23 protein-coding genes are annotated in these 26400 nt (G+C 30.3%); 17 read left to right on the forward strand and 6 right to left on the reverse strand.

All coding sequences use genetic code 11. The features are described from left to right. Positions 1 to 9 precede the first annotated feature (9 nt). From G9F72_RS26635 to G9F72_RS26645, 3 genes are all read left to right on the forward strand, one after another. On the forward strand, positions 10 to 1290 hold the full coding sequence (locus G9F72_RS26635) for an ABC transporter substrate-binding protein (protein WP_164959445.1): 1281 nt from the start codon (positions 10 to 12) through the stop codon (positions 1288 to 1290). 167 nt (positions 1291 to 1457) lie between these two features. Beyond that, on the forward strand, positions 1458 to 3593 hold the full coding sequence (locus tag G9F72_RS26640) for an ADP-ribosylglycohydrolase family protein (protein WP_164959446.1): 2136 nt from the start codon (positions 1458 to 1460) through the stop codon (positions 3591 to 3593). Positions 3594 to 4121: 528 nt separating this feature from the next. Further along, positions 4122 to 5318: a chloride channel protein gene (locus G9F72_RS26645; RefSeq protein WP_164959447.1), complete on the forward strand. Its 1197-nt coding sequence runs from the start codon at positions 4122 to 4124 to the stop codon at positions 5316 to 5318. A gap of 880 nt (positions 5319 to 6198) precedes the next feature. Here G9F72_RS26645 and G9F72_RS26650 read toward each other — a convergent pair. Beyond that, positions 6199 to 7491 carry an Nramp family divalent metal transporter gene (locus G9F72_RS26650; protein ID WP_164959448.1) on the reverse strand — a complete coding sequence of 431 codons (1293 nt, stop codon included), beginning with the start codon at positions 7489 to 7491 and terminating at the stop codon, positions 6199 to 6201. Positions 7492 to 7687: 196 nt separating this feature from the next. On the opposite strand from G9F72_RS26650, the gene mntR reads away from it, so the two are divergent. The 4 genes from mntR to G9F72_RS26670 all read left to right on the forward strand — a co-directional run bounded on the left by mntR (position 7688) and on the right by G9F72_RS26670 (position 13367). Then, positions 7688 to 8152 carry a transcriptional regulator MntR gene (mntR, locus tag G9F72_RS26655; RefSeq protein WP_164959449.1) on the forward strand — a complete coding sequence of 155 codons (465 nt, stop codon included), beginning with the start codon at positions 7688 to 7690 and terminating at the stop codon, positions 8150 to 8152. Between the two features lie 610 nt (positions 8153 to 8762). Then, the gene (locus G9F72_RS26660; protein ID WP_164959450.1) at positions 8763 to 9173 is read left to right on the forward strand and encodes a DUF2871 domain-containing protein; all 411 of its coding nucleotides are present in this window, start codon (positions 8763 to 8765) and stop codon (positions 9171 to 9173) included. Positions 9174 to 9376: 203 nt separating this feature from the next. Next, the gene (locus tag G9F72_RS26665) at positions 9377 to 11116 is read left to right on the forward strand and encodes an ABC-F family ATP-binding cassette domain-containing protein (RefSeq protein ID WP_164959451.1); all 1740 of its coding nucleotides are present in this window, start codon (positions 9377 to 9379) and stop codon (positions 11114 to 11116) included. A 514-nt stretch (positions 11117 to 11630) separates the two neighbouring features. Continuing rightward, positions 11631 to 13367, forward strand: a complete 1737-nt coding sequence (locus G9F72_RS26670; protein ID WP_164959452.1) for a sigma-54 interaction domain-containing protein — start codon at positions 11631 to 11633, stop codon at positions 13365 to 13367. Between the two features lie 381 nt (positions 13368 to 13748). On the opposite strand, the gene G9F72_RS26675 is transcribed toward G9F72_RS26670, so the two are convergent. Then, positions 13749 to 15275, reverse strand: a complete 1527-nt coding sequence (locus G9F72_RS26675) for an IS200/IS605 family accessory protein TnpB-related protein (protein ID WP_224676334.1) — start codon at positions 15273 to 15275, stop codon at positions 13749 to 13751. A gap of 20 nt (positions 15276 to 15295) precedes the next feature. After that, entirely contained in the window at positions 15296 to 15931 is a 636-nt protein-coding gene (locus G9F72_RS26680; RefSeq protein WP_164960050.1) for an IS607 family transposase, read from the reverse strand. A gap of 528 nt (positions 15932 to 16459) precedes the next feature. Between G9F72_RS26680 and G9F72_RS26685 the strand changes: the two genes are divergently transcribed. The 10 genes from G9F72_RS26685 to G9F72_RS26730 all read left to right on the forward strand — a co-directional run bounded on the left by G9F72_RS26685 (position 16460) and on the right by G9F72_RS26730 (position 22352). Next, positions 16460 to 16828 (forward strand): Tn3 family transposase, encoded by a 369-nt coding sequence (locus tag G9F72_RS26685; RefSeq protein ID WP_164960053.1) that lies wholly within the window; start codon positions 16460 to 16462, stop codon positions 16826 to 16828. A 181-nt stretch (positions 16829 to 17009) separates the two neighbouring features. Next, a complete protein-coding gene (locus tag G9F72_RS26690; RefSeq protein WP_202054904.1) occupies positions 17010 to 17501 on the forward strand; it encodes a Nif3-like dinuclear metal center hexameric protein in 492 nt (163 codons plus the stop codon). A 79-nt stretch (positions 17502 to 17580) separates the two neighbouring features. Then, positions 17581 to 17751 (forward strand): hypothetical protein, encoded by a 171-nt coding sequence (locus G9F72_RS26695; protein WP_202054903.1) that lies wholly within the window; start codon positions 17581 to 17583, stop codon positions 17749 to 17751. A 274-nt stretch (positions 17752 to 18025) separates the two neighbouring features. Continuing rightward, positions 18026 to 18211 carry a DUF6440 family protein gene (locus tag G9F72_RS26700; protein WP_164960049.1) on the forward strand — a complete coding sequence of 62 codons (186 nt, stop codon included), beginning with the start codon at positions 18026 to 18028 and terminating at the stop codon, positions 18209 to 18211. Between the two features lie 150 nt (positions 18212 to 18361). Then, positions 18362 to 18928, forward strand: coding sequence for a flavodoxin family protein (locus tag G9F72_RS26705; RefSeq protein ID WP_164960048.1), 567 nt, complete (start codon positions 18362 to 18364; stop codon positions 18926 to 18928). A 71-nt stretch (positions 18929 to 18999) separates the two neighbouring features. Continuing rightward, positions 19000 to 19266 carry an HTH domain-containing protein gene (locus G9F72_RS26710; RefSeq protein ID WP_224676335.1) on the forward strand — a complete coding sequence of 89 codons (267 nt, stop codon included), beginning with the start codon at positions 19000 to 19002 and terminating at the stop codon, positions 19264 to 19266. Between the two features lie 11 nt (positions 19267 to 19277). Then, the gene (locus G9F72_RS26715) at positions 19278 to 19508 is read left to right on the forward strand and encodes an HTH domain-containing protein (RefSeq protein ID WP_224676336.1); all 231 of its coding nucleotides are present in this window, start codon (positions 19278 to 19280) and stop codon (positions 19506 to 19508) included. A 387-nt stretch (positions 19509 to 19895) separates the two neighbouring features. Then, positions 19896 to 20387, forward strand: coding sequence for a class I SAM-dependent methyltransferase (locus tag G9F72_RS26720; protein ID WP_224676337.1), 492 nt, complete (start codon positions 19896 to 19898; stop codon positions 20385 to 20387). A gap of 276 nt (positions 20388 to 20663) precedes the next feature. Further along, positions 20664 to 21626 (forward strand): helix-turn-helix transcriptional regulator, encoded by a 963-nt coding sequence (locus G9F72_RS26725; protein ID WP_164960046.1) that lies wholly within the window; start codon positions 20664 to 20666, stop codon positions 21624 to 21626. Positions 21627 to 21725: 99 nt separating this feature from the next. Beyond that, complete coding sequence (locus G9F72_RS26730; protein WP_164960045.1) at positions 21726 to 22352, forward strand: type 1 glutamine amidotransferase family protein; 627 nt, start codon at positions 21726 to 21728, stop codon at positions 22350 to 22352. Positions 22353 to 22793: 441 nt separating this feature from the next. Here G9F72_RS26730 and G9F72_RS26735 read toward each other — a convergent pair whose 3' ends face one another. From G9F72_RS26735 to G9F72_RS26745, 3 genes are all read right to left on the reverse strand, one after another. Next, complete coding sequence (locus G9F72_RS26735; RefSeq protein ID WP_224676338.1) at positions 22794 to 24239, reverse strand: IS4 family transposase; 1446 nt, start codon at positions 24237 to 24239, stop codon at positions 22794 to 22796. A 298-nt stretch (positions 24240 to 24537) separates the two neighbouring features. Beyond that, positions 24538 to 25575 carry a sensor histidine kinase gene (locus tag G9F72_RS26740; protein WP_164960044.1) on the reverse strand — a complete coding sequence of 346 codons (1038 nt, stop codon included), beginning with the start codon at positions 25573 to 25575 and terminating at the stop codon, positions 24538 to 24540. Then, entirely contained in the window at positions 25572 to 26258 is a 687-nt protein-coding gene (locus G9F72_RS26745) for a response regulator transcription factor (RefSeq protein ID WP_164960043.1), read from the reverse strand. The genes G9F72_RS26740 and G9F72_RS26745 overlap by 4 nt, the downstream gene beginning before the upstream one ends. Positions 26259 to 26400: the final 142 nt, after the last annotated feature.

Consider the following 26400-nt stretch of genomic DNA (forward strand, 5'->3'; position numbering starts at 1 on the left):
TAAATCAAAATGTTAAAGAGAATTTTAAGTTTGGTATTGGTAAGTGTCATGGCAACTGGATTACTTACAGGTTGCGGATCAAAAAAATCTGCAGATGGTGCAGATAAAACAACTACGATAAGTGATAAACCTGCTACAATTAAAATGTTCGTAAATTCACCAGAGTATACGGATGCATATAATAGCTTCATTGCAGAATACAAAAAAGTTAAACCTAATGTAATAATAGAACTTCAAGTTATGCAGGCAGATTATCCAACTATTTTAAAAACTAAAATCGGCTCAGATGATATTCCAGATATATTTCAAACTACAGCCGGTGGAGAAATTAAGCAATATGCAGAATATAGTGCGGATTTGACAAGCGAGCCACTATCTAAAGCCATGATAGATTCGGTAAAAAAGAATGTGTCACTTGATGGTAAGGTATTAGGACTTCCTATTGCATCAAATCTATTTGCGCTGGCTTATAATAAAGATTTGTTTGCCACTGCTGGAATCACTAAATTGCCAAAAACAATCGCAGAATTAGAAGATGTCTGTAAAAAGTTAGAAGCAAAAGGAATTACACCATTTGCTAACGGTTATAAAGAATGGTGGGTACAAAAGCATATATTCCAACACTTTATTAATGCATCAACAGATAATTCGGAAAAATTAGTAGGTGATTTTATAGCAGGCAAGACAACATTTAAAGAAAATCCTACTCTATTAAAATATTTTGATTTTATTAATTTAACTGTTAAATATGGCACTCCAAAAGCTTTAGAAAAAGATTTTTCAGCGGAGACAAGTGATTTCGCAACTGGAAAAGCAGCTATGATCACTGGTCAAGGAGGTTGGGCAGAACAGGGAATTGTTAAAATTAATCCTAACATAAAGATAGGTATTATGGGATATCCAATAAATGATGATCCAAGTAAATCAACGATTATTGTAGGTTCAGGTGCTGTGTTAAGGATAAATAAGGATTCTAAAGTACTTAAAGAAACTATAGATTTTAGTAACTGGTTGTATACATCCGAATATGGTAAGAAATGGTTTTCAGATGTAGCCAAGGCAATTCCACCTATTACTGATGGCTCATATCCAAATATGCAAATGGTAAATGATATGCAGAATATTTTAAAGACTGAAAAATCAGGAGATGAAGCTATAATTTATTCATTGGATAGTTTCCATCAGAAGTTTGGAGAAATCATGCAGGCTTATATTGGAAAAGCAAAAACTATGGACCAGGCTATTGATGAAATACAAAAATCATGGATTCAATTAGGTGCAGCAAAGTAATTCTACCTGAAATAGTAAATATAAATCACAAATAAAATCTTGGTATCTTATACCAAGATTTATTTGTACCTCCAGCATGTGTAAAGAGTTCATAGGCTGAAGGAAGATGGGAGCAAGTTGAAGAACTTATAAAAAAGCCATATTGATAGGAAAAGGAGAATGCTTATATGTATAAAATAAAAAATGATTATATAGAAAAAGTATATGCAGGGTGGTTAGGTAAACTGATAGGAGTACGTCATGGAGCACCTATAGAGCTATGGACATATGAAAAAATTAGTAATGTTTATGGTGAGATTACTGATTATCTTGTAGACTATAAGGATTTTGCAGCAGACGATGATAGTAACGGGCCTATGTTTTTTTTGAGAGCACTAGAGGACTATACTTACACAAACGATATTACTTCAGAACAAATCGGACTTACTTGGTTAAATTATGCACCTTATGAACATGGCTTTTATTGGTGGGGAGGTTACGGTAAATCAACCGAACATACTGCGTATTTAAATTTAAGGAATGGAATTAAAGCTCCTTATTCAGGTTCTGTAGAACTTAACGGTGCAACAGTTGCAGAGCAGATTGGTGGACAAATATTTATAGATACCTGGGGATTAGTAATACCAGGCAATTATAAGTTGGCCGCGGAATACGCTAAAAAGGCTGCAAGTGTAGCTCATGGTGGAAATGGAGTATATGGGGGTATGTTTATTGCTGCTTGCATAAGTGTTGCATTTGATGAGCATAATATTGAAAAAATTATACAAGCTGGGCTTTCAGTTATTCCTCTGGATTGTGATTATACTATAATGACAAAAGCTGTTTTAGATTTTTATCGAAAAAATCCTACTGATTGGAGAGAAGCCTTTAAATATGTAAAAGATAATTTTGGCTATGACAGGTATCCTGGTGTATGTCATATAATACCTAACTCTGCAATTATCGTATTATCCTTATTGTATTGTGATGGAGATTTTTCTAAGGCACTGAATATATGCAATATGTGTGGATGGGATACAGACTGTAATGTAGCTAACGTTGGAACTATAATGGGAGTTAGAAATGGTCTTCAAGGTATTGATTATAATAAATGGAGAAAGCCGATAAATGATTTTTTAGCTTGCTCAAGTGTTATAGGCAGCTTAAATATAATGGACATTCCATGGTGTGCATATTACATTGCGAACTTAGGTTATAAAATCGCAGGACAGGAAGCACCATCAGAATGGAAAGATATTCTTGAAGGTAACACCGCTAAATTTAATTTTGAACTACCAGGATCAACTCATGCTTTCAGATTAGCCCATAATTCTGAAAAAAGTTTAGAATGGAAACTTAATCAAACTTTAGAAACTTCTTATACTGGGAAAGGTTGTCTAAAAATTGTTGTTAAGCCCATAAACTCTGGAAATGAGATTAAAGTATATCATAAAACCTATTATAGACCAAAAGACTTCCATGATAGCAGATATGATCCAAGTTTTTCACCTACTTTGTATCCTGGACAAATGATTTCAGCGGCTGTAATGATACCAGATGATTTAGATTTTAAGGTGAAGGCTGTTCTTTATGTAAAGGATGGTAACTCGGACAAGTGTATAGAGGGTTTTTGCACCAAATTAAAGGCAGGTCAATGGCAAGAATTATGCTTTCAAATACCACCTCTTAAGGGTGCTTGTTTAGAAGAAATGGGTGTTAAATTTATTGTAGATAATAGTAGTGATGGAATTCTTATGACTTATATTGATGATTTTAATATTTCTGGTGAGCCTAATTATACAATAGATTTTTCAAAAGAAAAAATGGAGGTATGGAATCCAATTCACCGTGAGGTGAGTCAATTTACTTACTTAAAAGGAATATGGGAAATAGAAGAAGGCGAGTTAAGCGGAAGTGGAAGTGATTATGCAGAAGCTTATACCGGTTATTATGATTGGAAGAATTATAGTTTTGAATGTACGTTAAAACCAATATTCGGTAAAAATCATAATCTCAACTTTAGAGTTCAAGGAGCTATAAGATCTTATTCAGTTGGGCTTGCTGATCACAATAAACTTGTTCTTTATAAAAACGATAATGGTTACAAAGAGCTTAATTCTATTGATTTTGTATGGACTATTGGTAAAGAATATACCTTAAAAGTAGACGTAAAAGATAACAATATTGTTGTAAGTTCTAATGATAGGACATTAATAGTTTATGAAGACAATAATAATCCATATCTAAGAGGACAAATTGGAGTTTCCGTACAAAATGGAAGTCACTGTCACTATAAAGACTTTAAAATAGGCACTAACGAGTAAACACCACTAGGGTAACTGTGACTTGGGGAAAAATAGTAAATAACAGAATGATTAAAGATGAAAAAAGTGTAAATAATTATAGCTATAGTAAAATGAATGGAGAATGAGCTATGGCTAAGAAGAAATTAATATGGTATCCAGGGGCAATGTACCATGTAACCAGTAGAGGAATAATAAATATTACTATCATATTTTAGTGGAGACAGAAGAGAATCATATAGAAGGTATGTTGAAGGTGAAGCTAGGAGCAAGTCCCACTTAGGTAAAATCCTCGACTAATTAGCTTAGTCGAGGATTTTTACCTATGTATAAGTTTAAAATTATTTAATTTCATACTAATAAATAACTATTTCATAAATTTAACATTTGAAAAAAATTCAACTCGATAGCTGTCGATTTGTAATGATAGTTATACAATTATGTTGATATTTAAAATAAATTATACTATCATAGTTAATGTAATGTTTCACAAAGGTGGTGTCTAATATTAAATCTATTGTAAAAAATATTGTATTTTTCGGTTTTATTATGGGTACAGTTGTTGGTGCCTTTTGTTGGTCATTTATATTTCTTATAAATCTATCAAGTAATTTTTTGTGGCATGAGCTACCTCATATTATAAAAGTAAGTAACTTTACCATTACTATAATTTTATGCATACTAGGAGGATTAATAATAGGTCTTTGTCAAAAGTTTTTAGGTCCTTATCCAAAAGAAATGGAAGAAGTACTTCACGAATACAAGATTACAAAAACCATTGACTATAAACCTCTACCCCAATATATTGTATGTGCTTTTTTACCACTAATTTTTGGAGGTAGTATAGGCCCTGAAGCTGGCCTTTTTGGAATGATAGCTATGCTTTCAACTTTTTTAAGCATAAAAATTAAAAATTCAAATCCTGAATTAAAAGAAGAATTTATAGAAACCTCTACTAGTGCTGTACTTACTGCTATTTTTCAAGTACCTCTTTTAAGTTCATTTTCTTATGATAAAAATTCAATTTATAAAGTACAACTTATTTCGAAAAAACTATTAAATTATTTTACATATAGCTGTACAGCGTTATCTACTTATTTTGTTATAAAATTTTTAAATAATTTAACACATAAAGAAAGTTTTATTTTTAAATTAAACCAAAATCATATTTCTAGTAAAGATTTGTTGTTTTTTATACCTATTTTAATTCTTTCAATAATAATAGGTATCTCTTTTAACTATATTGGCCATTTAATAGAATGTATTTGTAAAAAAACTAAATTAAGTTCAAATCCATTTATAGCTGCGATAATTGGTGGATTTATTTTAGCACTTTTAGGAGCTTATTTCCCTCTTATACTTTTTTCTGGTGAACATGCTTTAAGAGAAATTATTAATAATTCTGAGAAATTGGGAAATACTTACTTATTATTCATTGCTTTTTTAAAGATATTAGCTACTAAAATATCTATTAATTTCCGATGGGTTGGTGGCCAAATATTTCCTATAATATTTGCCTCCTTTAGTATAGCATTTGCTCTTAGTGGTATTTTGAATATTGATCCAACTTATCTTGTAGCTATTACTGCAACTGGAGTAATTACAGTAGTGCTTAGAAAACCTATTATAGCTGTAGTTTTAATATGTTTCTTTTTACCTGTGACATACTGGATTTTTGCCATAATATCATCCTTCTCAATAAATTTTATAATTAATAAATTTATATATAAAACATCTCTAAACTAATATTTATATTTTATAATACATATTATTTAGTTGATTAAGCCCAAAAGCACATATAGCATTTGCAAATATAAATGAAGTTTATGAAAGTTATAATATGTTTCCAGCTTTAGACAGCTTGGAATTTATAGACCCAATATATTTAGATGAAAAAATGCTAAAAGTGAACTAAGGATAACTGCGTGTGTTACAGTTATTCTTTTTTTGTTTAGACGTAAGATAAGATTTGTGTGAAAGCAAGTCTTTTTTCTTTTAGGTAGTGATGCTGCGTTTATTATGATTCAAACGGAATATGTTGGTGGATTTTATAGAAACTTAGACTTAATATAGATAATAAAAGTATTATTATATCACATCTTCCACCATATAAATGTTTAGACAAAGCTAGTAATGGTGTTTATTACGGAAGCCCGGCTATTAGAGATATGATAAAGAAAAAAAAGCCTATAAATGTATTAATATAGAAAAGATAAGAGATGATTATAATAGTAGATTTATTGAAATTGAAAAAATAAATTACAAGAATTTATTCGACAATATTGAGGGTAGAGCTTTAGATCAGCAGCAGAGAGAATGTGTAATAAAAGAGGAGATAAACAATCTTGTTATAGCAGGAGCAGGAACGGGTAAGACAACTTATAGCAAACAAAAATTGTACACTTCGATTCCAATATTTGTAATTTGATCGGGGGACATAACAATAAGTGGAAGTTTTTGTTTGCTATTATTTAAAGAATTTTACAAGGTGAATTTTTATTGCAGATGCATGAGATTGCGTTTGGAACTTGCCACTTGCCACGTGGGTGGCACCAGATAGGGGGAAGCTGCAAATCACTTCCTATTAATGAGTTGTTACGTATTATTTTTTTAATATAACGCAATATTAAGCCTTACCTGTGAATGTTAGGTACATGAGCACTGCATTTAATACTATTATCGCCGTAGCTACCAGAACACCCAAAAATTGCACAAAACGGTTATTAACTAAAATACCCATTAAATCTTTACGTTTAGCTATGATTAACATTTGAATTATTGGGAATGGCAGAATAAAACTAAGCGCAACCTGGCTCAAAATAAGAGCATTCATTGGATTAATTCCAAGTGCAATTATTATCAAGGCTGGCATCATGGTTATAAATCTTCTAATATTTATAGGTATGCTTAAATTAACAAATCCCGTCATAATTGATTGCCCCGCCAGTGTTCCAACAACAGAGGAGGATAGTCCAGATGCAAGTAATGCTATTCCAAAGGCGCCACTTGATAAAGGGCCTAATAATGGCTGTAACGATTTATGAGCCTGGTCCATTGTATCGACGGTCATCCCATTTCTATAAAAAACTGCAGCGGAGACTACAACCATTGCCGCATTAACAATAAAGGCAATATTCATAGCTATAGCAATATCTATTTTTTCCATTTTTAAATGCCTTAATTTTCCTTCGTTTGACGAATCAGTACTTCTGTGTTGAACTAACTGTGAATGGTAATATATCACATGAGGCATAACTGTTGCACCAAGCATGCCTACAGCAATTAATATAGCTTCGCTATTGGGCAGCATTGGAATTATAGTATGAATGCCAACTTGAGCCCAATCTGGTTTAGCAAGAAATAATTCTATTGTATATGCAATACAGATTACGGTAACAAGTACTGCTATTGTGATTTCTATAATTTTCTGACCATATTTCTCCAAATAACAAATTGCAAATGTTATAAGTCCCGTAAGAAGTCCTGCATATATCATAGGTATATGAAACAATAAATATAATCCTAATGTTCCCCCGAGAAACTCTGCCAAATCTGTTGCCATAGCACCTATTTCTGCAATAATCCAAAATATACAATTTACTTCCTTAGGGAATACCTTAGCGCACATTTCAGCTAGATTATGTCCTGTGGCTATTCCTAGTTTAGCAGACATAGTCTGTAAGAATATAGCCAATATATTACTCCATAAAATAACCCAGATGAGTGTATAGTTGAATTTTGATCCCCCACTTATATTAGTTGCGAAGTTACCTGGGTCAATATATGCAACGCTAACAACAAAAGCAGGACCTAAAAACTTCACCAATTGGTTGACCTTATTTAAGTTTGACATGAAATTATTTGTATGTTGTCTTGGAATAGATAAGCTAACATCTACTAAGTTTTTATTACTTTCCATAAAAATATCACCCTTCTTACGTAATTTTTTTGTATTTAAAATAGTTATTAATAGGTAACATTGTTAGTCTAAACTAAAATTATTTTTCTATAATATAATTTATGTAGTAGCTTAATAAATGTTACACTAAAGTAATTGTTTTATATATTTAAGCATATAATTTATTTAACAAACTATATCTTAAGTAGGTGAGAATATGTCAAAAAAAAATTTCTATACTTTTCAAGAATATATGAAAAAAGATAATAATTTACTTACTGCTTCTATGGAGGATTACCTTGAAATGATATATAGATTATCTATAAATACAGGATTTGCAAGGGTTCATGAACTTTCTAATGCACTTAATGTCCAACCCCCTTCTGCTACAAGAATGGTACAGAAGTTATCAGAGCTAAAGCTACTTAAATATGAAAAATATGGAATTTTAATATTAGAAGAGGAAGGGAAGAAGCTTGGAGAGGCGCTGCTTAATCGTCATAATACTATTGAAAGTCTTTTAAGAATACTTGATGTTTCAGAATCTGATGTTTTAGAAGAAGCTGAAAAGATTGAACATACAATAAGCAAGCAAACAACAAAATGTTTTCAGGATTTCGTACAATTCATTAAAGATAATCCTAAGATATTAGTTGAATTTAAAACTTATAGAAATGCTTAAAAATGACTCAAGTCTTTTATCTGTGTATAGATTTCTCCACACAAAACAACTTAGTGAGTATAAAGATATTCATTTTTATACGATAGATTAATTTGCCGCCTGTCTCATATTTTTTAAAGTCATGTCAAGCATTTTTGAAAATGTCCCCAAATAGTTAAAACATTAGCACCAGTTTTTCTGGTGCTTTTATATTATTTTTTGTTACCTAATAATATTATTTACTATATCTAAAAAAATATAACAATTTACTTTATTTATAAAAAAATAATAAAAGAGGTTACTACAAGGTTGGCTAACGCCAAATGAAAATTCACCACCCACTTATAGAAGATGGGTGTACTCTTTTCATAATACGATAGATTGCGTATTTTTGTGTGGAGATATAACAGCAGATTATGTAGTCACTTCTTTTAATGAGCTTGAAGTACCGCTTTTGTAAATCGTAAAGAATTGGAATGAGGTGGTGTGATGTTTACAATATTGATTGTGGAAGATGATTAAGGGGGCGGTACCTAAAATACATGTTGAAAAAGCAAAAAAAGTATTGTATAATTTAATTAATAAATATTATTATGTAGTAATTATTAAAATTTGAATAGGGGGCTTTAAAATGAAAAAACTTTACAATTCGGCATTTATATATTTATTAATTGGCGCTCTTGCCGGAGTTTTCTTTAGAGAATTTACAAAAATAAATAACTATACAGGTAAAACTACTCTATCAGTTGTGCATACTCATTTTTTAGTATTGGGATTTCTTTTCTTTTTAATTTTAACTTTAACTTATCCAATTTTAAACTTTGATAAGATTAAGAACTTTAATAAATGGTTTATAACATATAATATAGGGCTTTTGTTAACTGGTTCAACTATGTTAGCTAGAGGTGTTTTGCAAGTTACTGGAGCTGATTTTAATGGATTAAGCCATATTGCTGGTACTGCTCATGCTATCCTAGGTATATCATTATTTTGGTTTATGTTCATTTTAAAGAAAGCTTTAGAAGATTATTCTTTAAAATAAGACAAGCATCAAACGGGAGTATCCTTGCTATAAAAATATGAAATGATTGAACTTAGTCGTAAAAAGTGTTATGATATCAATGGTAAACTCAGTAGAATGTCTTTGCTATATAAAAATCAAATGTGAATTTGCAATTGAAAATATAATATATTGAAGAGCTTATTTTTATAGGCTCTTTTTTAGTGATAAAGAGAGGTAATAATATGATAAAAGTTGATAATTTGTCCTACTCATTTCCGCAAAAGGATCTATATAATAACATTTCATTTACATTGGAAGATGGTCAACATTGTGCTTTTATAGGAACAAATGGCAGCGGAAAAAGTACACTGATAGATATAATTATGGATCCAGAAAAATATATGTTCGATGGTAATTTAGAGATGGACCCAAATTGTAGAATTGGGTATGTAAGTCAATTCTCACAACAGGGCGAAATAAAAGAAATTACAGTTTTCGAATATATAGGGGAAGAATTTATTAAACTACAAAATGAAATAACATCTATTTGCAGCGAAATGGAAACATCTTCGGATATTGATTCACTACTAGAAAAGTATCAACAAACTTTAGACGCATTTGATGCAATTAATGGGGATGATTTCGAAAACAAAATTAATAAAAACCTAAATCTTGCAAACTTAATCAAGTATAAAGATCTAATGATATCTGAACTTAGTGGTGGGGAATTCAAGCTTATTCAAGTAATTAAGGAAATGCTAAATAGTCCGGACCTAATGATTATGGATGAACCCGATGTATTTTTAGACTTTGAAAACCTTAATGCGCTTAAAAATCTAATTATTTCACACAAAGGAACAATGATAATTATTACGCACAACAGATATATATTGAATCATTGTTTTAACAAAATTCTGCACCTTGAAAACATGGAGCTCCAAGAGTTTGATGGAAGCTATATTGATTATAACTTCTCACTACTTCAAACTAAAATTGAGTTACAAGAACTAGCTATTGATGATAATGAAGAACTTGAGCGAAATGAGAAGTTAATAAAAAAACTAAGATTTCTCGCAACTGAGTATGATCAATCTTCTAAAGGAAAATCTCTAAATGCTAGAGTTAAAATTCAAGAAAGATTAGAAAAACGTAGAATTAAAACGCCATTTGTAGATATTAAACAACCGAATATCAGTTTAGTTGTAGATAATGAAATGGTCGAAACTATTGCTTTAAAAGTTAATGATTACAGTGTTGCCTTTGATGATGTGCTTCTAGAAAATGTTAACTTTGAGATTAAATCTACTGATAAAGTAGCCCTTGTAGGTTCAAATGGTACCGGCAAAACGACCTTACTCCAAGAAATATTTAAAAATAATCATGATTCTATTGAGATAAATCAGCAGGTTGAAGTGGCTTATTTATCTCAACTTCAAGGCAAAACACTAAATGAGTCTAATACCATACTTGAAGAGTTCTTCGATGCTGGTTTTAAAACTTATCATGAGATTAAATCATATATTTTAAAATATGGTTTTGAAGAAGAAATCATTAATCAAAAGATAGGGTCTTTATCTGGTGGAGAAAAAAATATACTTCAATTGGCTAAAGTTTCTGCTAGTCAAGCAAACATGTTGCTCCTTGATGAACCGACAAGTCATTTAGACACCTATTCACAAATGGCACTTGAAAAAGCCATAGAAAACTATAAAGGTGCGATTCTGATGATTTCTCATGATTTCTATTCTATAGTAAACTGTATGGATTTTGTTTTAATCATTGAAGATAAGACAATTAGAAAAATGAGTATGCGAAAATTTAGAAAGATGATTTATGCTAGTCATTTTGACAGAGACTATTTAGAAATTGAACAAAATAAAAAATTAGTTGAAACAAAAATAGAATTGGCTTTAAAAGATACTGATTTTACGCTTGCAAAAGTTTTATCTGAAGAGTTAGAAGAGCTGATTAAGTTACTCTAAATTTAGTGAGTAGTCAGAAGCACTCCAAACATTTAATCAAGAGACTACCGAGTTCGAGGATGATAATCTAATTTGGAAAGATAAAAATATGCCAAGTTGGACAAATAATATATTAAATGAGTAGCTAGTAAAACTTAGTGTTTACTAGCTCTTTTTATTTAAAAAATTTTATAAAAATAAATTTGAAACTAAATGCTCTATTTTTCAGTCTAATACACGAAAATGAATATAGGACACCTATTTACTGAATTCGGTTGACTTTCAGTTGAAGTTGCCGTTATATAATCTGCTTACAACGAGGTCTTGTGACTGATACTCGGTTCATTCTGATTTTATAATTGTATTTTACAATCACTATAAACTATATACACATAACTTAATTTAATATAAATTCCATATTGTGATATAATTTACTTATTAGCTGATTTCAAGGGATAATAAAGCGAAGCAATTCTTTGCCCTGTTTAATGCTTTTTATGGGTTTTGGGTTAAGGGTAAATGGAGGTAGTGAAGTATGGAAATTAAAATTTTAGGTAGCCTCATTTCTGAATATGTAAAAGGGCTTATTATATTAAATAAACAGCAATTTGTTATATGGAGAAATGATATATATAAAGAAATATATAAGGGAGAAGAAATTTTAGGTAAAAGTTTGAATGATGTTTTCGGAATAGAAGTAAAAGATATAGAAAGTGAAAATAAAATATTTAAAAATTTATCTGGAAAAAAATACAGCATAAAATGTCGGAGAAATAAGGAAAACGAAGAGGAATATATATTGGTTTTCATAGATGAAATAACGGATTTTAATAATAATGAAGTGAAGATGTATTGTCTCGAAAAAATAATGGATTCCATAAATGATGGAGTTATAATAAGCAATTATGAAGGGCGTATTGTATTGTACAATAAATCCCAGGAGGCTTTGGAAGACTTGTCATCTAAAGAAGTTGTAGGAAAATATCTTTGGGAGGGTTACCACTCAAAACCAGAATTATCCGAGCATCGTAGTGTATATAAAACAAATGTCCCTATAATAAATAAATATCAAGCTCATGCATATAAAGATGGTATTGCTAAATATGTATCTTATAGTACCTATCCTATTGTAAAAGATGGAGAAACAATTGCGGTATATTCCATAAGTAAAAACGAAAATAGACTACAAGCACTCCTTCATGAAACCATTGAATTAAAACGTAAATTGTATAGTAAATCCAATTCTAATGAAGAAAAGTGTAGTAGTAATGGTACTAGGTATACATTTTATGACATTATAGGTGATAGTAATAGTATGGTGAATTTAATTAAAGATGCGGAAATAATAGCATTGCAAAATAGTCCACTACTAATTGTTGGAGAGACAGGTACAGGAAAAGAAGTATTTGCACAAAGTATACACAACTTTGGGAAAAATAGAGAAGAACCATTTGTTGATATAAATTGTTCAGCCATACCTGAAAATTTATTAGAGAGTATACTATTTGGGACAGTAAAAGGCGCCTATACTGGAGCTGTGGATCAGGCGGGTCTTTTTGAAGAAGCAAGGAATGGTACTTTATTTTTAGATGAAATAAATTCAATGCCTGTTTTAATGCAAACAAAACTTTTAAGAGTGTTACAGGAGAAAAAAGTAAGGCGAGTGGGTGGGTTAAAATCTGTACCGGTTTGTTGTAGAGTAATGAGTGCTATAAATGAAGAACCTGAAAAAACAATTATGGAAGGAAGACTAAGAAAAGACCTTTATTATAGAATTGCAGGAGTTAGTTTATATATTCCTCCATTAAGAGAAAGAAAAGAAGACATGCTTACAACAGCAAATTATTATATTGATAAATATAATAAGCTCCTTAATAAAAATATTAAAACGATTTCTAAAGAGCTTAAGGATGTTATGTTAAAATATAGATGGGGAGGAAATGTAAGGGAATTAGAACACGTGATAGAAAATATAATGGTTAGGGTATCAGATCATGAAATTCAGTTATCTATTGCGGATATGCCCCATTATCTTAAAGAAAACATTTTAGGTTCCCTTGTAAAAGAGAATGTGCAAATATACAACACATCTTTACCGAATATACTTCGAGATCTGGAAAGAAAATTAATAGTAGAAAGTTTAAACAATAATAATTGGAATTTTAGTAAGACGGCTAAGAAATTAGGAATCATAAGACAAAGTCTTGAGTATAGAATGAAAAAACTAGGAATAGAAGTTCACAAGGAAATTCTAGAAAAGAAGTTAAAATAGGTTTCTTAAATCAGGGCATAAGCCCTGATTTAAAATTACTTAGTTATATCTTGTGATTTTAAGAATGTAAATTTTACATCTTTAACATTTACGTCCTGGTTTCCTAAATCTAAACAAATCTGAACAAATCAGAATATTCTAGATTTAGACACCTTCTCCTTTCATTAAAATAAATTTAATTTTTGAAGATAGATGCGAGCTTTTTACAGGTTTTTGCTCAGCTCCTAAATTTCCGAAGAAACTTCAGCAATCCCAGCGTGCCTTTAATTTTGATAAAATTAAAGTTCTGAAGAATTGGGGCAGTTAACCCAGCTTAGTAACTCACACAAGCCTTTCTCTACGTGTACTTGTGCAAGGTTCTAGATTAAACATAAACTTATATCAAGCTAGAATCATATCTTTTATATTCTTACGATTCTCTATAAAGAATCTTGGATAACAATCCTTTTGCAAAATCATTTTCATTCTTTTTGAAACATTAGACCAATTACTCCATTCATTAGAATAATTAATATTTTCGTAAATCAGCTCTTCTTTTTTTATAGTTGGTATCGGTTTAAATAGGTTTCTATATAATCTAGGTACTTTTTCTTTAAATCCGTAGCTTCTTCTTGCTATAACCATAGCGGCACCATTATGAACATCCATACCAAATTGATGACAATACTTATACAAACCTATCTTACTTGTATACTGTGGTTTAACTTTAATAAATTCAACTCCATTTTTGTAACAAGCAGATTCTAATGTACAGAGCAACACTCTATAACAAAATTGTGCTGTTTTTCTAGCTATTTTAGAGTGAACATCTCTATCTTTAATAAATTTTAAATTTTCTACAGCTATAGCTGAACAATATGTTTGTGCTGTTAAGATTGCCTCTTTAACTAACTCACCACATAGATTAGTTCTTCTATTACCACTTGCGGTCAAAAGTTCTGAGTTTTTTAAATAATGATGCCATTTATAATTGCCCATGTTATCTATCATAGTTAACGCCAACCCATCTGGATTAGTATCAATTCCTATAGTATAGTTATGGCCAGTACAAACTAAATCAGTTTTATCTAAATTAAAAGTAACATGTGCATATATTTTCCCTTCTTTAATAAGCAATTCAACTTGATAAGGTTCTTCCTTAGCCACTTGAGTTAATAGTGCAGACTTATAATCAAATCCATTTATCTTACCAGTTTTCTTAGATAATTTTTGTGGTATATATATGGGAGTTAAAATCTTTTTATAAATTGGTTTTAACTTTGTATACGTTCCATCGGTTTTCAATCTAGGTTCTTTCACAGTACATTCTAGTGTTGTTATTTCAAGAAAAGATTCTCCATTTTTAATAACAATTCTAAGATTAGGATTACCTTTTTTTGTTTTGTCCCCACGAGAAACAAATTGATTATTTCGTCTAAGCTGATACTCTTCCTTAGATATTAAGTCTTTGCAACGTTTGTAAAAGTTATCCTTTCCCCCAAATATAACTTTCGGTAACCTGTTATTTCTTTTATAATCCAAATAAGTACAAAGCTTTCTTAGTCTTTTATCTAGTTTAGATATGAGACCTTGTCTTTTCTCTGTTTTAACGCCTTTATCGAATTTTTTAAGAATAGCCTCTACCTTACCTTCATATTCTGTAATATTCAAATCTAATAATTTTTCTTGTGAAATCAGCGTTTGCCTTGCTTGTTCTATAGCGTCTTTAGATTGTCTTGAATTTAAACTATATTTTTTAGATATAATCTTATCTAAATTATTAATCTTAAATTCTGCATTAAACCTATTTTCTTCAAGACGTTTATATGCACAATGTTTTGCCCGGCAAAAGTGTTCCATCATATCAACAATTATTTGAAAATGTTCAACACTTGGATTATAAAGTAAGCACCTTGAAGTTACCTTCATAATTATATTCACCACCTGTTCTACTCAGCTTTATTTAGAGCCAATTCATTTAAAGTCCTTTTAACTTTTCGCCCACCTCTAGCACCGTACAATTTAGCAGAAAAGCAGGTTATTATACTTATAATATCTTTAGTCATATCTTCGTTAACAGAGTTATTTTCATTACTTTCAACGAATTCTACAATTATTCCTAGGTTTTTTAGCATTATTATTAAATAGTTTAAACCAAATCTAGTTAATCTATCTGGATATTCTACAATTATTTTACTTATCCCATTTAAGTTAGATAACATTTTAATTAACTTTACCCTTTTGTCATTTAATCCTGAGGCTATTTCGCTATATGTCTCAATAACTTCATAATTTTTATTTGAGCAATATTCTTTTAATCTTTGAGTTTGTCTATCCAAATTACCGCTTTCAAATTGTTTTTTTGTAGAAACCCTTGAATATATATAAACTTTATTATCTATATTTACAGTGGTATTCGCAACCCTGCCGAGCGTTAAAGTCTCTATTTCGTCTAGTAAATATCTTCTATGGCCTTTTGGAGTTTTATAACTTTTTAGTATCCCTTCTTTGTCCCACACTCTCATAGTTTTAGGTGTTACGCCTAAAAATTGGGCAGCTTTTGTTATATTTACATATTCATGCATATATGATCACCTCTACTATTAGGTTAACCAATAATAGTATTTATATGTATATAAATGTTATTAAATGTTCATATATATTATAACTGCTTATACCTCCTTTACAGGTTTACTTTTAAAAGTCAGTTTACAAATAGATATTTATATGGGTGCATAAAATTTAGGCATGAATTTTATGCATATAAACTATAAAAAAACACCAAGGTTTTAAACTCTTGGTGTTTTTCATAATGCTACATCAAAGATTTGGACTTAATTCAAACCCAATAATTGTTGAATACCCCAAAGTAATACCCATGACGATTTAGACCACTGAGGTTTAGTTGGTCTAGTTGCATCTGCCTTTTTTCTTTCTTAAGAGTGATGATAAACAGGCATTAACATTTTAAATCCATTTTTTTTACATGCTTATTGCCGTTTTTGGTTCCATTACTACCTGTACCCCTATAGCAAGCTTTCAGAGAACTTGGAAATGTTATAAGAACTATTTATCTATTAGAATTCATATCCATTATTGAATGAAGAGAAAAAATAACTGAAAGTACTAATAAAACTGAAGCTTATAATGGCTTTTCAAAATGGTTCTTCTTTGGAGGCGAAGGCATTATGTGTGAAAATGATCCTGGAGAACAAAGTAAGATTGTAAAATATAATGATTTACTGGCCAATGCAGTTATACTTCATAATGTAGTTGATATAAGTAATGCTATTGAAAAAATGAATGAGGAAGGAATAGTAGTTACAATGGATTATATTAAAGCAATGAGTCCGTATATGACAAGCCATATTAAAAGGTTTGGTGAATATGTTATAGATTTAGATGAGGTTCCTGAGCCTATAAATAGATTTGATATTGAAGACATAATAGAACTGGAGACTAAGCAAAATAGTACTGCCTGATGATTGTTTTTATACGTTTACATTGCAAAAATATGATATGTAAATTTTTTCATGATATAATTGATTAGATATAATAAGGACAACATTTCTTTGTATTATGATGTAATACAAAGAAATTGATTCAACCAAGGTAATAATGAGAATTGAAGGCAAAACATGATGAAATTGAGGAGGTAAGTATATGGATGTTTCACATATTGTTGAAAGAATTAATGATCTTTTTAATGTAACAAGTAAGGAAATCTATTATAGTGAATCTGGGATTACATACCATACAGATAAAAAAGTTAAAAAATTAGGGTACTGTGTTAACCTAACGCTTGAAACTATAGAGGAAGCAAGAATTCATGGAGTTGATATGATGGTAACACACCACGATGCATGGAATGAAATATATGGATTAAAAGAGGCATGCATAGAAAAACTAGCAGAGTATGGTATAAGTCACTACTATAATCACTTGCCACTTGATGACTGTAACTTTGGAACAAATGATAGTTTATTAAAAAAATTGAATTTAGAAAATGTTAAAAGAACCCACGAATGGGAAGGGTTATATTTTGGTAGAATCGCAGAATATGATGAAGAAATTGAATTTAATGAATTAGTAAAAAATATTGAAAATCTACTGAAGAACCAGTTAAATTTTGGCGGTTTAATGACAAAAAGGTGAAGCGAGTGGGCTTAGTATGTGGTAATGGAGGGCCAACAACTTGCCTTAAGGAAGCAGTTGAAAATAAGTGTGATGTATATTGTATACGATTCAATATGCTAAGTTTAAAGGGATAAATCTTATCATTGGGAGTCATACTTTCACAGAATTCTTTGGAATTCAAAGTTTAGCATTGAAATTGAATGAGAATAAAAAAGAACTTGAAGTAGTGAGACTTAATGAAGAGCATTATGAAGCGAATATAAAATAAGACATAATATTAGAGAAGTCCGTCATAAACAACTGTAATAATTACTAAATAAATCAGATAAACTGGACAGGTTATGTCTATAATCAGAAGTTGAAAAAAAATAATAATTAATGGATGTGTGTTGGGAATACCAGATATATCTGAAAGTTCATGGTTAACAAACATTTATCTCTGTTAAAAAATAACGGGGATACGTCAAACTTGTAATCTATTGTAAAGTAAAAACTATTTGTATAGCATACAGATAAATAGTAATTTAATGGAGGGATTTTATATGTTTGGGAAAGAAAAAAAAGAAAAGAGATTTGTTATAAAAGAAGAACAGTCATTAGGATTTGGTGCAGTATATATTGTTGTTGATACTCAGACAGGAGTTAATTACTTAACAACTGTTGGAACTGGTCTGAATGGAATGACGCCATTATTAGATTCAGATGGTAAGGTACTAGTTGATAGATAAATTCCAATTTATAAGATTGAATTAACATAGTTTTAGACTCAGTTATTTCGCATCTTTCTTATATGTTGTAGCAACGGTATTATAATTTGTAATTGAGGCTATATCAGTTTATATAGCAAAGATGATGTTTAGGATGTAGGAGTGGATGGTATGGGCGAAAAATGGATTGCAGTGGTTGGTAGTCCTCGAAGGGGAAAGAATACAGATTTGATGGTAGACTATGTAATTGAAGGTTTAAATGAGAAAAGTATAAGAGTAGATAAATTTTTTCTAAGCAGTAGCAATATTTCAACTTGTACTGGCTGTGAACAGTGTATAAAGACAGGAACTTGCATTATTCAAGATGATGTAACTAAAATTATAGATAATATGAAAAATGCAGACGGATATATATTCGCTTCTCCATCATACAATTACAATATGACTGCACAGATGAAATCCTTATTAAATAGGACATTCTGTTTAAATGATTATAGTAACGGATGGGAAAGTCGCCTCTCACCAGAGAAAAAAGCAATCATTGTAGGTGTTTGTGCAGGTAAAACTAAAGAATATATGGGATATACAGTGGAAGGTATAAGTAAGCCTCTTTCTGAATTAGGCGTGAAAATCATTGATATAATTGAGTATTATAATACAAAGTATATATCCGTTATTAATAATGATAATATTAGAGGAAAAACAATTGAAAGAATAAGAAATCTTACAGAATTTTGAGGGGATTTATAGTAAGAACTTATATGACGATAGTAAAAAGTAAAATATTATGAAAGTTAAGGTGGAAATATATGGAGATTGAGATTATAAGACAAAGTGTAAGTAAAAATATAAATGAAAATGATTGTATTCTTAGGGAAGATATACAAAACCTGATTAAGGATTATAAAATTGAACTGAAATCTTTGAGTAAAATAGCTGGAATAGATTATGGATGGTTAAAAGATTTTATGGATGGAAAAGATATTTTCCTTGATTATTTTAATAACTTAAAAAATTTTACTGAGAATAATATAGAGAACATAAACAATTCAAATATTCCCAACCCTATATCTTAAGTATAGTTTCTATGCTATCTTATGAGAGAATAAATGAAGATGAACGAGTTAAGGCAGTAATAGATGTATTAATTGCTGAGTTTGAAATTAACTATGAAACTTTAGCCATATATGTAGGACTTATGGTAGAAGAGGTGCAGAGTTTTATGAATGATACGAATTCCATTTCCATTGAGAAAAAATATAAGTTAGCAGTAGCAAGTCTATCTTTGCATTATTTATTTAAAAGATTACCTAATTAATTCGCAACTTTCTTAAAGATTGAAGGTACAGGAGGAAAAATTATGTTTATTGAGACTAACCCTAAAGATAAATTTATATAGATTTAATAGATTTGGCATTTGAAATTTGTGATGAATTTGTACTTTCACGATAGTTTAGTTCCGTTATTAAAAGAGTGATAGTTCACATTTGTAAAAAAATAAAAAAATGCGTCACAGTTGATTTAATAATAAGAAATGTAGTTTCATTTTTAATGGAGGTTATTACTATGGATAAGGGTATTTTAACAGAAGAAAAGGAAACTTTACTTATTACACTATGGTAAAGCAAAAGAAAATGAAGCACCTATTATTATAGACAAAAAGGCAGTTGAGATTGTAAATCAAATTGAATATATTTTCGAATCATTGAAAATCCCTAAAAAGACAAATATAATGATGTGTATAAGGGCAAAATTAATTGATAACTTCATTAAAGATTTCCTTGCAAAAACTAATAAAAGTATAGTTTTGCATTTAGGGTGTGGCCTTGATAGCAGATGTAACAGAATTGAAAATAGCAATACTGACACGTATGACGTAGATTTTAAAGAAGTTATTGATATTCGCAGATATTTTTACGAAGAAACAGATAATTACCATTTGATTGCATCTTCTGTTATAGAACCCGAATGGATAGAAAAAATACCTAAGGATGAAAAACACAGTACATCAATTATGGTCGCAGGGCTGTTTATGTACTTAAAAGAAGATGAAATTAAAACATTGATAAGGCGTCTTAAAGAGAGGATTGGTAGTTATACCTTAATTTTTGATGCTTTTAGTGTTCTTACAGCAAAGAAAACAAAAAAATCATCCATCACTAAAGAAAACTGGTGCAAAAATTCATTGGGGTATTGATAATCCTGTAGAACTTACAAAATGGGGATTAAAAGCACAGTTCATTGAAGAGCAATATTTCACGTCAAATGAAGAAATAAAAAATTTGGACACCAGTACAAGAATTATATTTAAAATAGCAAATCTATTCCCATTTCTAAAAAAGCCCATAGATTATTGATTTATAAAATTGGTTAAAATTAACTAATATAATTAAAATACTTCGAAACTCTATTAGAATGATATTATATTTCTAAACAATAAAATTTAATTGTTAACCAGATCAGGGGGAGCATTATGCCAAAAAATGATAATATGCTAGCAATTTTATGGATGCTGAATTCAGGTACAAAAATAACTGCAAAGCAAATATCCGAAAGGTTAGAAATAAACATACGATCAGTTTATCGTTATATGGATGCACTGTGTGTTAGTGGAGTGCCAATAATATCGGAGCCTGGTCATAACGGTGGATATAGTTTGCTTAACAATTTTATCCGAGCACCCCTGTTTTTTAATCTTGAAGAGAAGAAATCACTTTTGCATGCTGCTGTTTTTGCAATGGAATCAGGATATCCTTTTATGGAATCACTAAATAGTGCAACATCAAAGTTAAAGATGTTTTCGAATCAAGAACAAGAAAAAGTTCTCAATCGTCATTTAGTTGGATTTGAAGTAGTGAGCCGTATTTGCGATCCAGCTGTCAAACCTATATTAATGGAACTCGAGCAAGCTGTTGCAAATGAATGCTCTATGGAAATTGAATACTGTACAGGTTATGAAGGTCATCCCAAGCATAGGGTTGTTGACCCCTATGGGATGCTTTACTGGAACAATAAATGGTACGCTATTGCATTTTGCCATCTTAGAAATGAAATTCGTAACTTTAGGGTAGATAGAATAATAAATATTATAAGCACTAAAAATACGTTTAAGCGTCCTGAAGCTTTTTCGGCACGTGAGTTTTTTACAGAAAACTTATTATCAAATATAGAAAGTAAAGTAGGACTTTGCACTTTAGTAATTGAGGGCAAGTCAGAAGCATTGAATGACCTAAGTGCACATTGGTTTTTAGGATATCATCTGATAAAACGAACTGAATGCAGAACGATTTTTTTAATGGATGAATACTCAATCCATACCTATGTTCCTCATATTCTACTTCCATATGGTAGAGCAATAAAGGTGCTTGAACCAAATAGTTTTAAAGCTGCTATGGCATCAATTCTTAAAGATTTGCTGGACTATTATCTCCACTGACTGAATTTGTCAGTAAAGATAATATATAATTGATTAAGATGGACTTGAAACTATCCTGTGATAAATAGTACTAATAAAATGAAAGTGGAGGAATAGAAAATGAAAAACAAAGTATATCTTTATGTATTTGATACAATGGCAGACTGGGAAATAGGTTATTTAAGTACTGAAATCAATTCGGGAAGGTACTACAAAAAGGGATTAATGCCTCTAAAAATAGTAACTGTAGGAATTAACAAGAACCCTATTACTACAATGGGAGGTCTGGAAATATTGCCAGAAATTGAACTTAAGGAGTGTAGTATTGAAGAGACAGTTGCTTTGATTCTACCTGGTGGGAATACATGGACAGAAGCAATTCATGCTCCCATTATAAGAATGGCTGAAGAATGTTTAAAGAAAGGTATTGTTGTAGGGGCAATTTGTGGTGCTACAATAGGACTTGCTTTGGAAGGAGTATTGAATAAGCGAGCTCATACAAGCAATGACCTGGGATATCTAAAAATGGTCTGTCCAAGCTATGCAGGAGAAAAATATTATAAGCAAGAATACGCAGTAACTGATAGAAGTTTGATTACTGCCTCTGGAATAGCTCCTCTTGAATTTACTTTGCACATATTGAAAATTCTAGAGGTGTTTTCACCACAAACCTTAGATTCTTGGTACAATCTTTATAAAACTCAAGATGCAAAATATTTCTTTGAGTTGATGAGCTCGATTCAATAGTAGAAAATTGAGTGTATCAAAGTTATTTATATAAATATAAAAGTATAAATCCAAATGCGGAGTTGGAGATTATTATAGACTTTCAAGTTAGTCTGTTTCAAAGTTTGTGTAAACTTCCATGATTGATATAGAATAAATATAAGTCATGGAGTTTTTTTATGGGAAGAAGTTAATACTACTCTGAAAGCATATGAACCAAATATATCTATGCTTCTTCAAAGGCTAAAAGAACGCTATAAGGGGTATAGCCACATAGCCATCAAGCTAAGTCATAGTGAATAATAGTTAGCTCTTCTTGAATTCTACATTTTACCAATTACCTCTTCTTTTCAAAATGTTCAATGGTGAATTGTAAGTGTCCATTAGTACTTGAATAATTTTATGGCACAACAAAAAAACCACGTATACAGTGGAAAAAATTATGATTTATATGAAGTTTTTTTATGCTGCAATTTTAGCCCTCATCGATGATCGCTTATAACGAACTCCAAGTATATCAAAAACAGTTTTCTTATCCTTTCTATGAGATTTAAGACCATTCTTAACTACATTCTCAAATACTAGCTTTAAGGTATTGAAAGTTCTACTTGGAAATTTCACAAGTTCAAAGTACAGTCTATCAATGTATTCATGCACTATCTCAGAAGCTTTAATTTCACTAGCTTCAAGCTCTTTATTCTCTAAAACTAAAGTCCTCATTTTAAACATTACAGCAGAGCTGAGGAATAGCAAAATAAGTTTTCCATAAAGCTGACATTGAAACCGTTCTATTTTAACTGGCTTTACGCCATGTATATGAAATATGGACTTCCACGTTTTAAAAACGATTTCGATTTGCCATCTCAAGGAATAAAACTCATGGACCTGCTCTGCACTTAAAACTGCTTCCTCAATATTGGTTATATAAATAGATATCCCTAATAATTCAATTGTATTATCACTTTTTTCTATACCTTTCTTTTTAGCATTCTTCGCGCATTTTTCCGATCTTTTTTCCAATTGTTCTTTTGTTAGTTTATATAAGATAATCCTAGTTTTTAGCGTCTTTTCTTTGCCGACATAGGCATCCTTAATTTCATAACGTTCTCCATCTTTCATCTGTTTCATGATGTCAGAAATATATATTCTTTTAAATAGACTTGATTTTCTCGGAGCACCGTTCTTATAATACTCTATATTATCATTTTCTATATACACTGCTATATTAGGTTTTAATCTTGATATATAAAAGGCTTCTCTTTTTTCTACGTCTAAAAAATCTTCAAAGCTGAAATATCCAAGGTCTCTTAAAATAAGGTCTCCAGCTTTGACGGTATCTCTTATCTTACTCCCAAAAGTGTTGTCACTTCCTGATCCAGCACCTACTTCTACATTAACAAGATTGCCTGATTTCAATTCATATTCTAGTTGTATTTTTACCCCTGAAGGCTGAGAACATCCACCGGATCCAGGATAGATATCTTTATAGCTTTCTGGGACTTGAAAAGCAGTGGAATCAAGTATTCTTATTCGTTTGAAATATTCATCCCATATACTTGCTATACAAGTATTATTTGTTATTGTTTGGTGTAATAGTTTCTCAAAAATCTTCTTTAAAAACTCCACACATCTTTCATTTAAGCGTTGATCTAATGCCTGATTTGAGATAACTATACCTATTTTAGCACTAAGTTTTGTACATAAGGTAACCAGTGTATTATTAGCAACCTCTACATCCATAAAACAGCATAAGCAAACAAATTCACGTGCTTTAATTTTACCACTTCTTTTTACAAAACCTGTTTTTCTAGCTATTTCTTCAATCTCTTCTTCTGAAAAACATATTTTAAGTTCATTAGCGAAAAGTTGTATATCCTCATCCAATTTTGATTTTTCTTCTGCTATCATTTTTAAGTCCCCCAATGATGTATTTTTTTATTGTCTTTCAAATGATAACATTTTTACAGATGGAGGCTTTATTTTTATAAAACCTTCTTAACTTGATGGCTATGGGGCGGTACTCCAATTACGTTTATTCTTCTGAGAGTACTTAAATACATATAAAGCCTCCTCATGTTACTTTTAAATTTTCTATTTAAAGGATAACATACAAACCTTAAGAAGCTCCTGGTAAAAATCTTAAGATTTCTTAAGGTTTTTGAGAAATAGTCTAAAAAAGACATATTGGAGTTCTCTCAAATGTCTTTTACTCCTGTATATATAATTCAATATTAAAGGTAATAATATGATCCTTGTATTCTGCCCATATCTTTCCCTGATGCAATTCCACAATTCTTTTTGCAATAGCAAGACCAAGTCCTGAACCATCCTCACCTTTTCTAGAAGTATCTACCCTATAAAATTTTTCAAATATCAAATCCAAGTTTTCTACCTGGATTTGATCTGTCTTGTTTGAGATTGATACAATTACCTTATTATTTTTATAACAGAGGTTTACATGAATGTCAGAAGGTTTAGAGCTATACTTTTTTGCGTTTATTAAGATATTATCAAACACCCTTACTATTTTTTCTATATCAACATTTATATAAATATCCTGAGGAATATCACTTCTAATTAATAAATCCTCTTTAATAAAGATGGGAACATATTCTCCAATCATTTGTTCTAATAAACCACTTAAATTAACGTTGCTATAATTTATTTTTATTCCAGGAGTTGTAAGCTTTGTATATTCAAATAATTCATCAATCAACATTTGGAGATGTTGAGATTTATGATAAATTGTATCAATGTATTCACATAACTGTTCTTCATTTTTATATTCTTTCTTTCTTAATAAATCAACATATCCCACTATAGAAGTAAGCGGTGTCCTTAAATCATGAGAAATGTTAGTTATAAGTTCATTTTTAGCCGCTTCTATTTCTTTTTCCAATTCTCTTCTACATTTTAACTCCTTTGACATGGAATTGATGATTTCAGAAAGTTCCGCAAGTTCATCCTTTCCACGAATTTCAATGGTAGTACCTAAATCATCATTAGATATTTTCTTAACCCTTTCTGCTATATATTTAATATACTTTACCTTTGTATTTATAATTAACAAAAAGGAGAGTATAAATGCCCCTAATGCTAAGAAAAAATCTGAAGGACTTGGCATAATTGCTGCTAAGCATGTTAAATTAAATAACACAGATACTAACATTGACAAAATAAGGCTTACTAAGATGGAGAGCAAAAGGTTAGTGCCGATTTTACTAGTAATTAAATTTATTTTCATATTTTATAACCTACTCCCCAAACTGTTTTTATGTAAATGGGATTCTTAGGGTTATGCTCAATCTTTTCTCTTATTTTAGTTATATGAACCATTACATTATTATCGGATTTTAAAAAATCCTCTTTCCATACCGATTCATAGATTTTACTCACACTAAACACAATTCCCTTATTTCTAGCCAAAAGCTCTAATATATCAAATTCTTTAGGAGTAAGCCGTATTTCACAACCGCCAACACAAACCATACGAGTATCCGTATTAATGGTTAACGCTCCAATTTCAATTATATTAATATCTGTAATAGCATCCTTATTATATTTTTTATATCTTCTTAACTGTGATTTTACTCTTGCTATTAGTTCCATGGGATTAAAAGGTTTAGTTATATAATCATCGGCACCTGAACTAAGGCCATATATTTTGTCCATTTCCTCTGACTTTGCAGAGACCATGATGATAGGCATATGCCTTTCTTCACGTATTTTCATACAAGCTTCAATACCATTCATCTCATGCATCATTATATCAAGCATAATTAAATCAATAGTATCTTCTTCTAATATCTTTAATGCTTCTATGGCATTACTTACTTTTATTGTTTTATATCCTTCATTTTCTAAATAGATTGAGATTAAATTTCGAATTTTCTCATCATCATCTACAATTAATATTTTTTCATCCATACTTTAAGCACTCCTTTAGTATTTTTCTCATTGTATCATATTATCAACTGCAATAAGAAAAATCTTAATAAATCTTAATAAATCTATTGATAGAATATTAAGGTATTCTTCTTAAAATTAAACTAAGAAAAAATTAATGTTT

Source organism: Clostridium estertheticum (genome assembly GCF_011065935.2).
Taxonomy (GTDB): Bacteria; Bacillota; Clostridia; order Clostridiales; family Clostridiaceae; genus Clostridium_AD; species Clostridium_AD estertheticum_A.

What these genes read in the sequence shown, in the direction of transcription:
- G9F72_RS26635 (WP_164959445.1), top strand. Translation starts at nt 10, where the DNA reads ATGTTAAAGAGAATTTTAAGTTTGGTATTGGTAAGTGTCATGGCAACT.
- G9F72_RS26640 (WP_164959446.1), top strand. Translation starts at nt 1,458, where the DNA reads ATGTATAAAATAAAAAATGATTATATAGAAAAAGTATATGCAGGGTGG.
- G9F72_RS26645 (WP_164959447.1), top strand. Translation starts at nt 4,122, where the DNA reads ATGGGTACAGTTGTTGGTGCCTTTTGTTGGTCATTTATATTTCTTATA.
- G9F72_RS26650 (WP_164959448.1), bottom strand. Translation starts at nt 7,491, where the DNA reads ATGGAAAGTAATAAAAACTTAGTAGATGTTAGCTTATCTATTCCAAGA.
- mntR (WP_164959449.1), top strand. Translation starts at nt 7,688, where the DNA reads ATGTCAAAAAAAAATTTCTATACTTTTCAAGAATATATGAAAAAAGAT.
- G9F72_RS26660 (WP_164959450.1), top strand. Translation starts at nt 8,763, where the DNA reads ATGAAAAAACTTTACAATTCGGCATTTATATATTTATTAATTGGCGCT.
- G9F72_RS26665 (WP_164959451.1), top strand. Translation starts at nt 9,377, where the DNA reads ATGATAAAAGTTGATAATTTGTCCTACTCATTTCCGCAAAAGGATCTA.
- G9F72_RS26670 (WP_164959452.1), top strand. Translation starts at nt 11,631, where the DNA reads ATGGAAATTAAAATTTTAGGTAGCCTCATTTCTGAATATGTAAAAGGG.
- G9F72_RS26675 (WP_224676334.1), bottom strand. Translation starts at nt 15,275, where the DNA reads ATGAAGGTAACTTCAAGGTGCTTACTTTATAATCCAAGTGTTGAACAT.
- G9F72_RS26680 (WP_164960050.1), bottom strand. Translation starts at nt 15,931, where the DNA reads ATGCATGAATATGTAAATATAACAAAAGCTGCCCAATTTTTAGGCGTA.
- G9F72_RS26690 (WP_202054904.1), top strand. Translation starts at nt 17,010, where the DNA reads ATGGATGTTTCACATATTGTTGAAAGAATTAATGATCTTTTTAATGTA.
- G9F72_RS26700 (WP_164960049.1), top strand. Translation starts at nt 18,026, where the DNA reads ATGTTTGGGAAAGAAAAAAAAGAAAAGAGATTTGTTATAAAAGAAGAA.
- G9F72_RS26705 (WP_164960048.1), top strand. Translation starts at nt 18,362, where the DNA reads ATGGGCGAAAAATGGATTGCAGTGGTTGGTAGTCCTCGAAGGGGAAAG.
- G9F72_RS26710 (WP_224676335.1), top strand. Translation starts at nt 19,000, where the DNA reads ATGGAGATTGAGATTATAAGACAAAGTGTAAGTAAAAATATAAATGAA.
- G9F72_RS26715 (WP_224676336.1), top strand. Translation starts at nt 19,278, where the DNA reads ATGCTATCTTATGAGAGAATAAATGAAGATGAACGAGTTAAGGCAGTA.
- G9F72_RS26725 (WP_164960046.1), top strand. Translation starts at nt 20,664, where the DNA reads ATGCCAAAAAATGATAATATGCTAGCAATTTTATGGATGCTGAATTCA.
- G9F72_RS26730 (WP_164960045.1), top strand. Translation starts at nt 21,726, where the DNA reads ATGAAAAACAAAGTATATCTTTATGTATTTGATACAATGGCAGACTGG.
- G9F72_RS26735 (WP_224676338.1), bottom strand. Translation starts at nt 24,239, where the DNA reads ATGATAGCAGAAGAAAAATCAAAATTGGATGAGGATATACAACTTTTC.
- G9F72_RS26740 (WP_164960044.1), bottom strand. Translation starts at nt 25,575, where the DNA reads ATGAAAATAAATTTAATTACTAGTAAAATCGGCACTAACCTTTTGCTC.
- G9F72_RS26745 (WP_164960043.1), bottom strand. Translation starts at nt 26,258, where the DNA reads ATGGATGAAAAAATATTAATTGTAGATGATGATGAGAAAATTCGAAAT.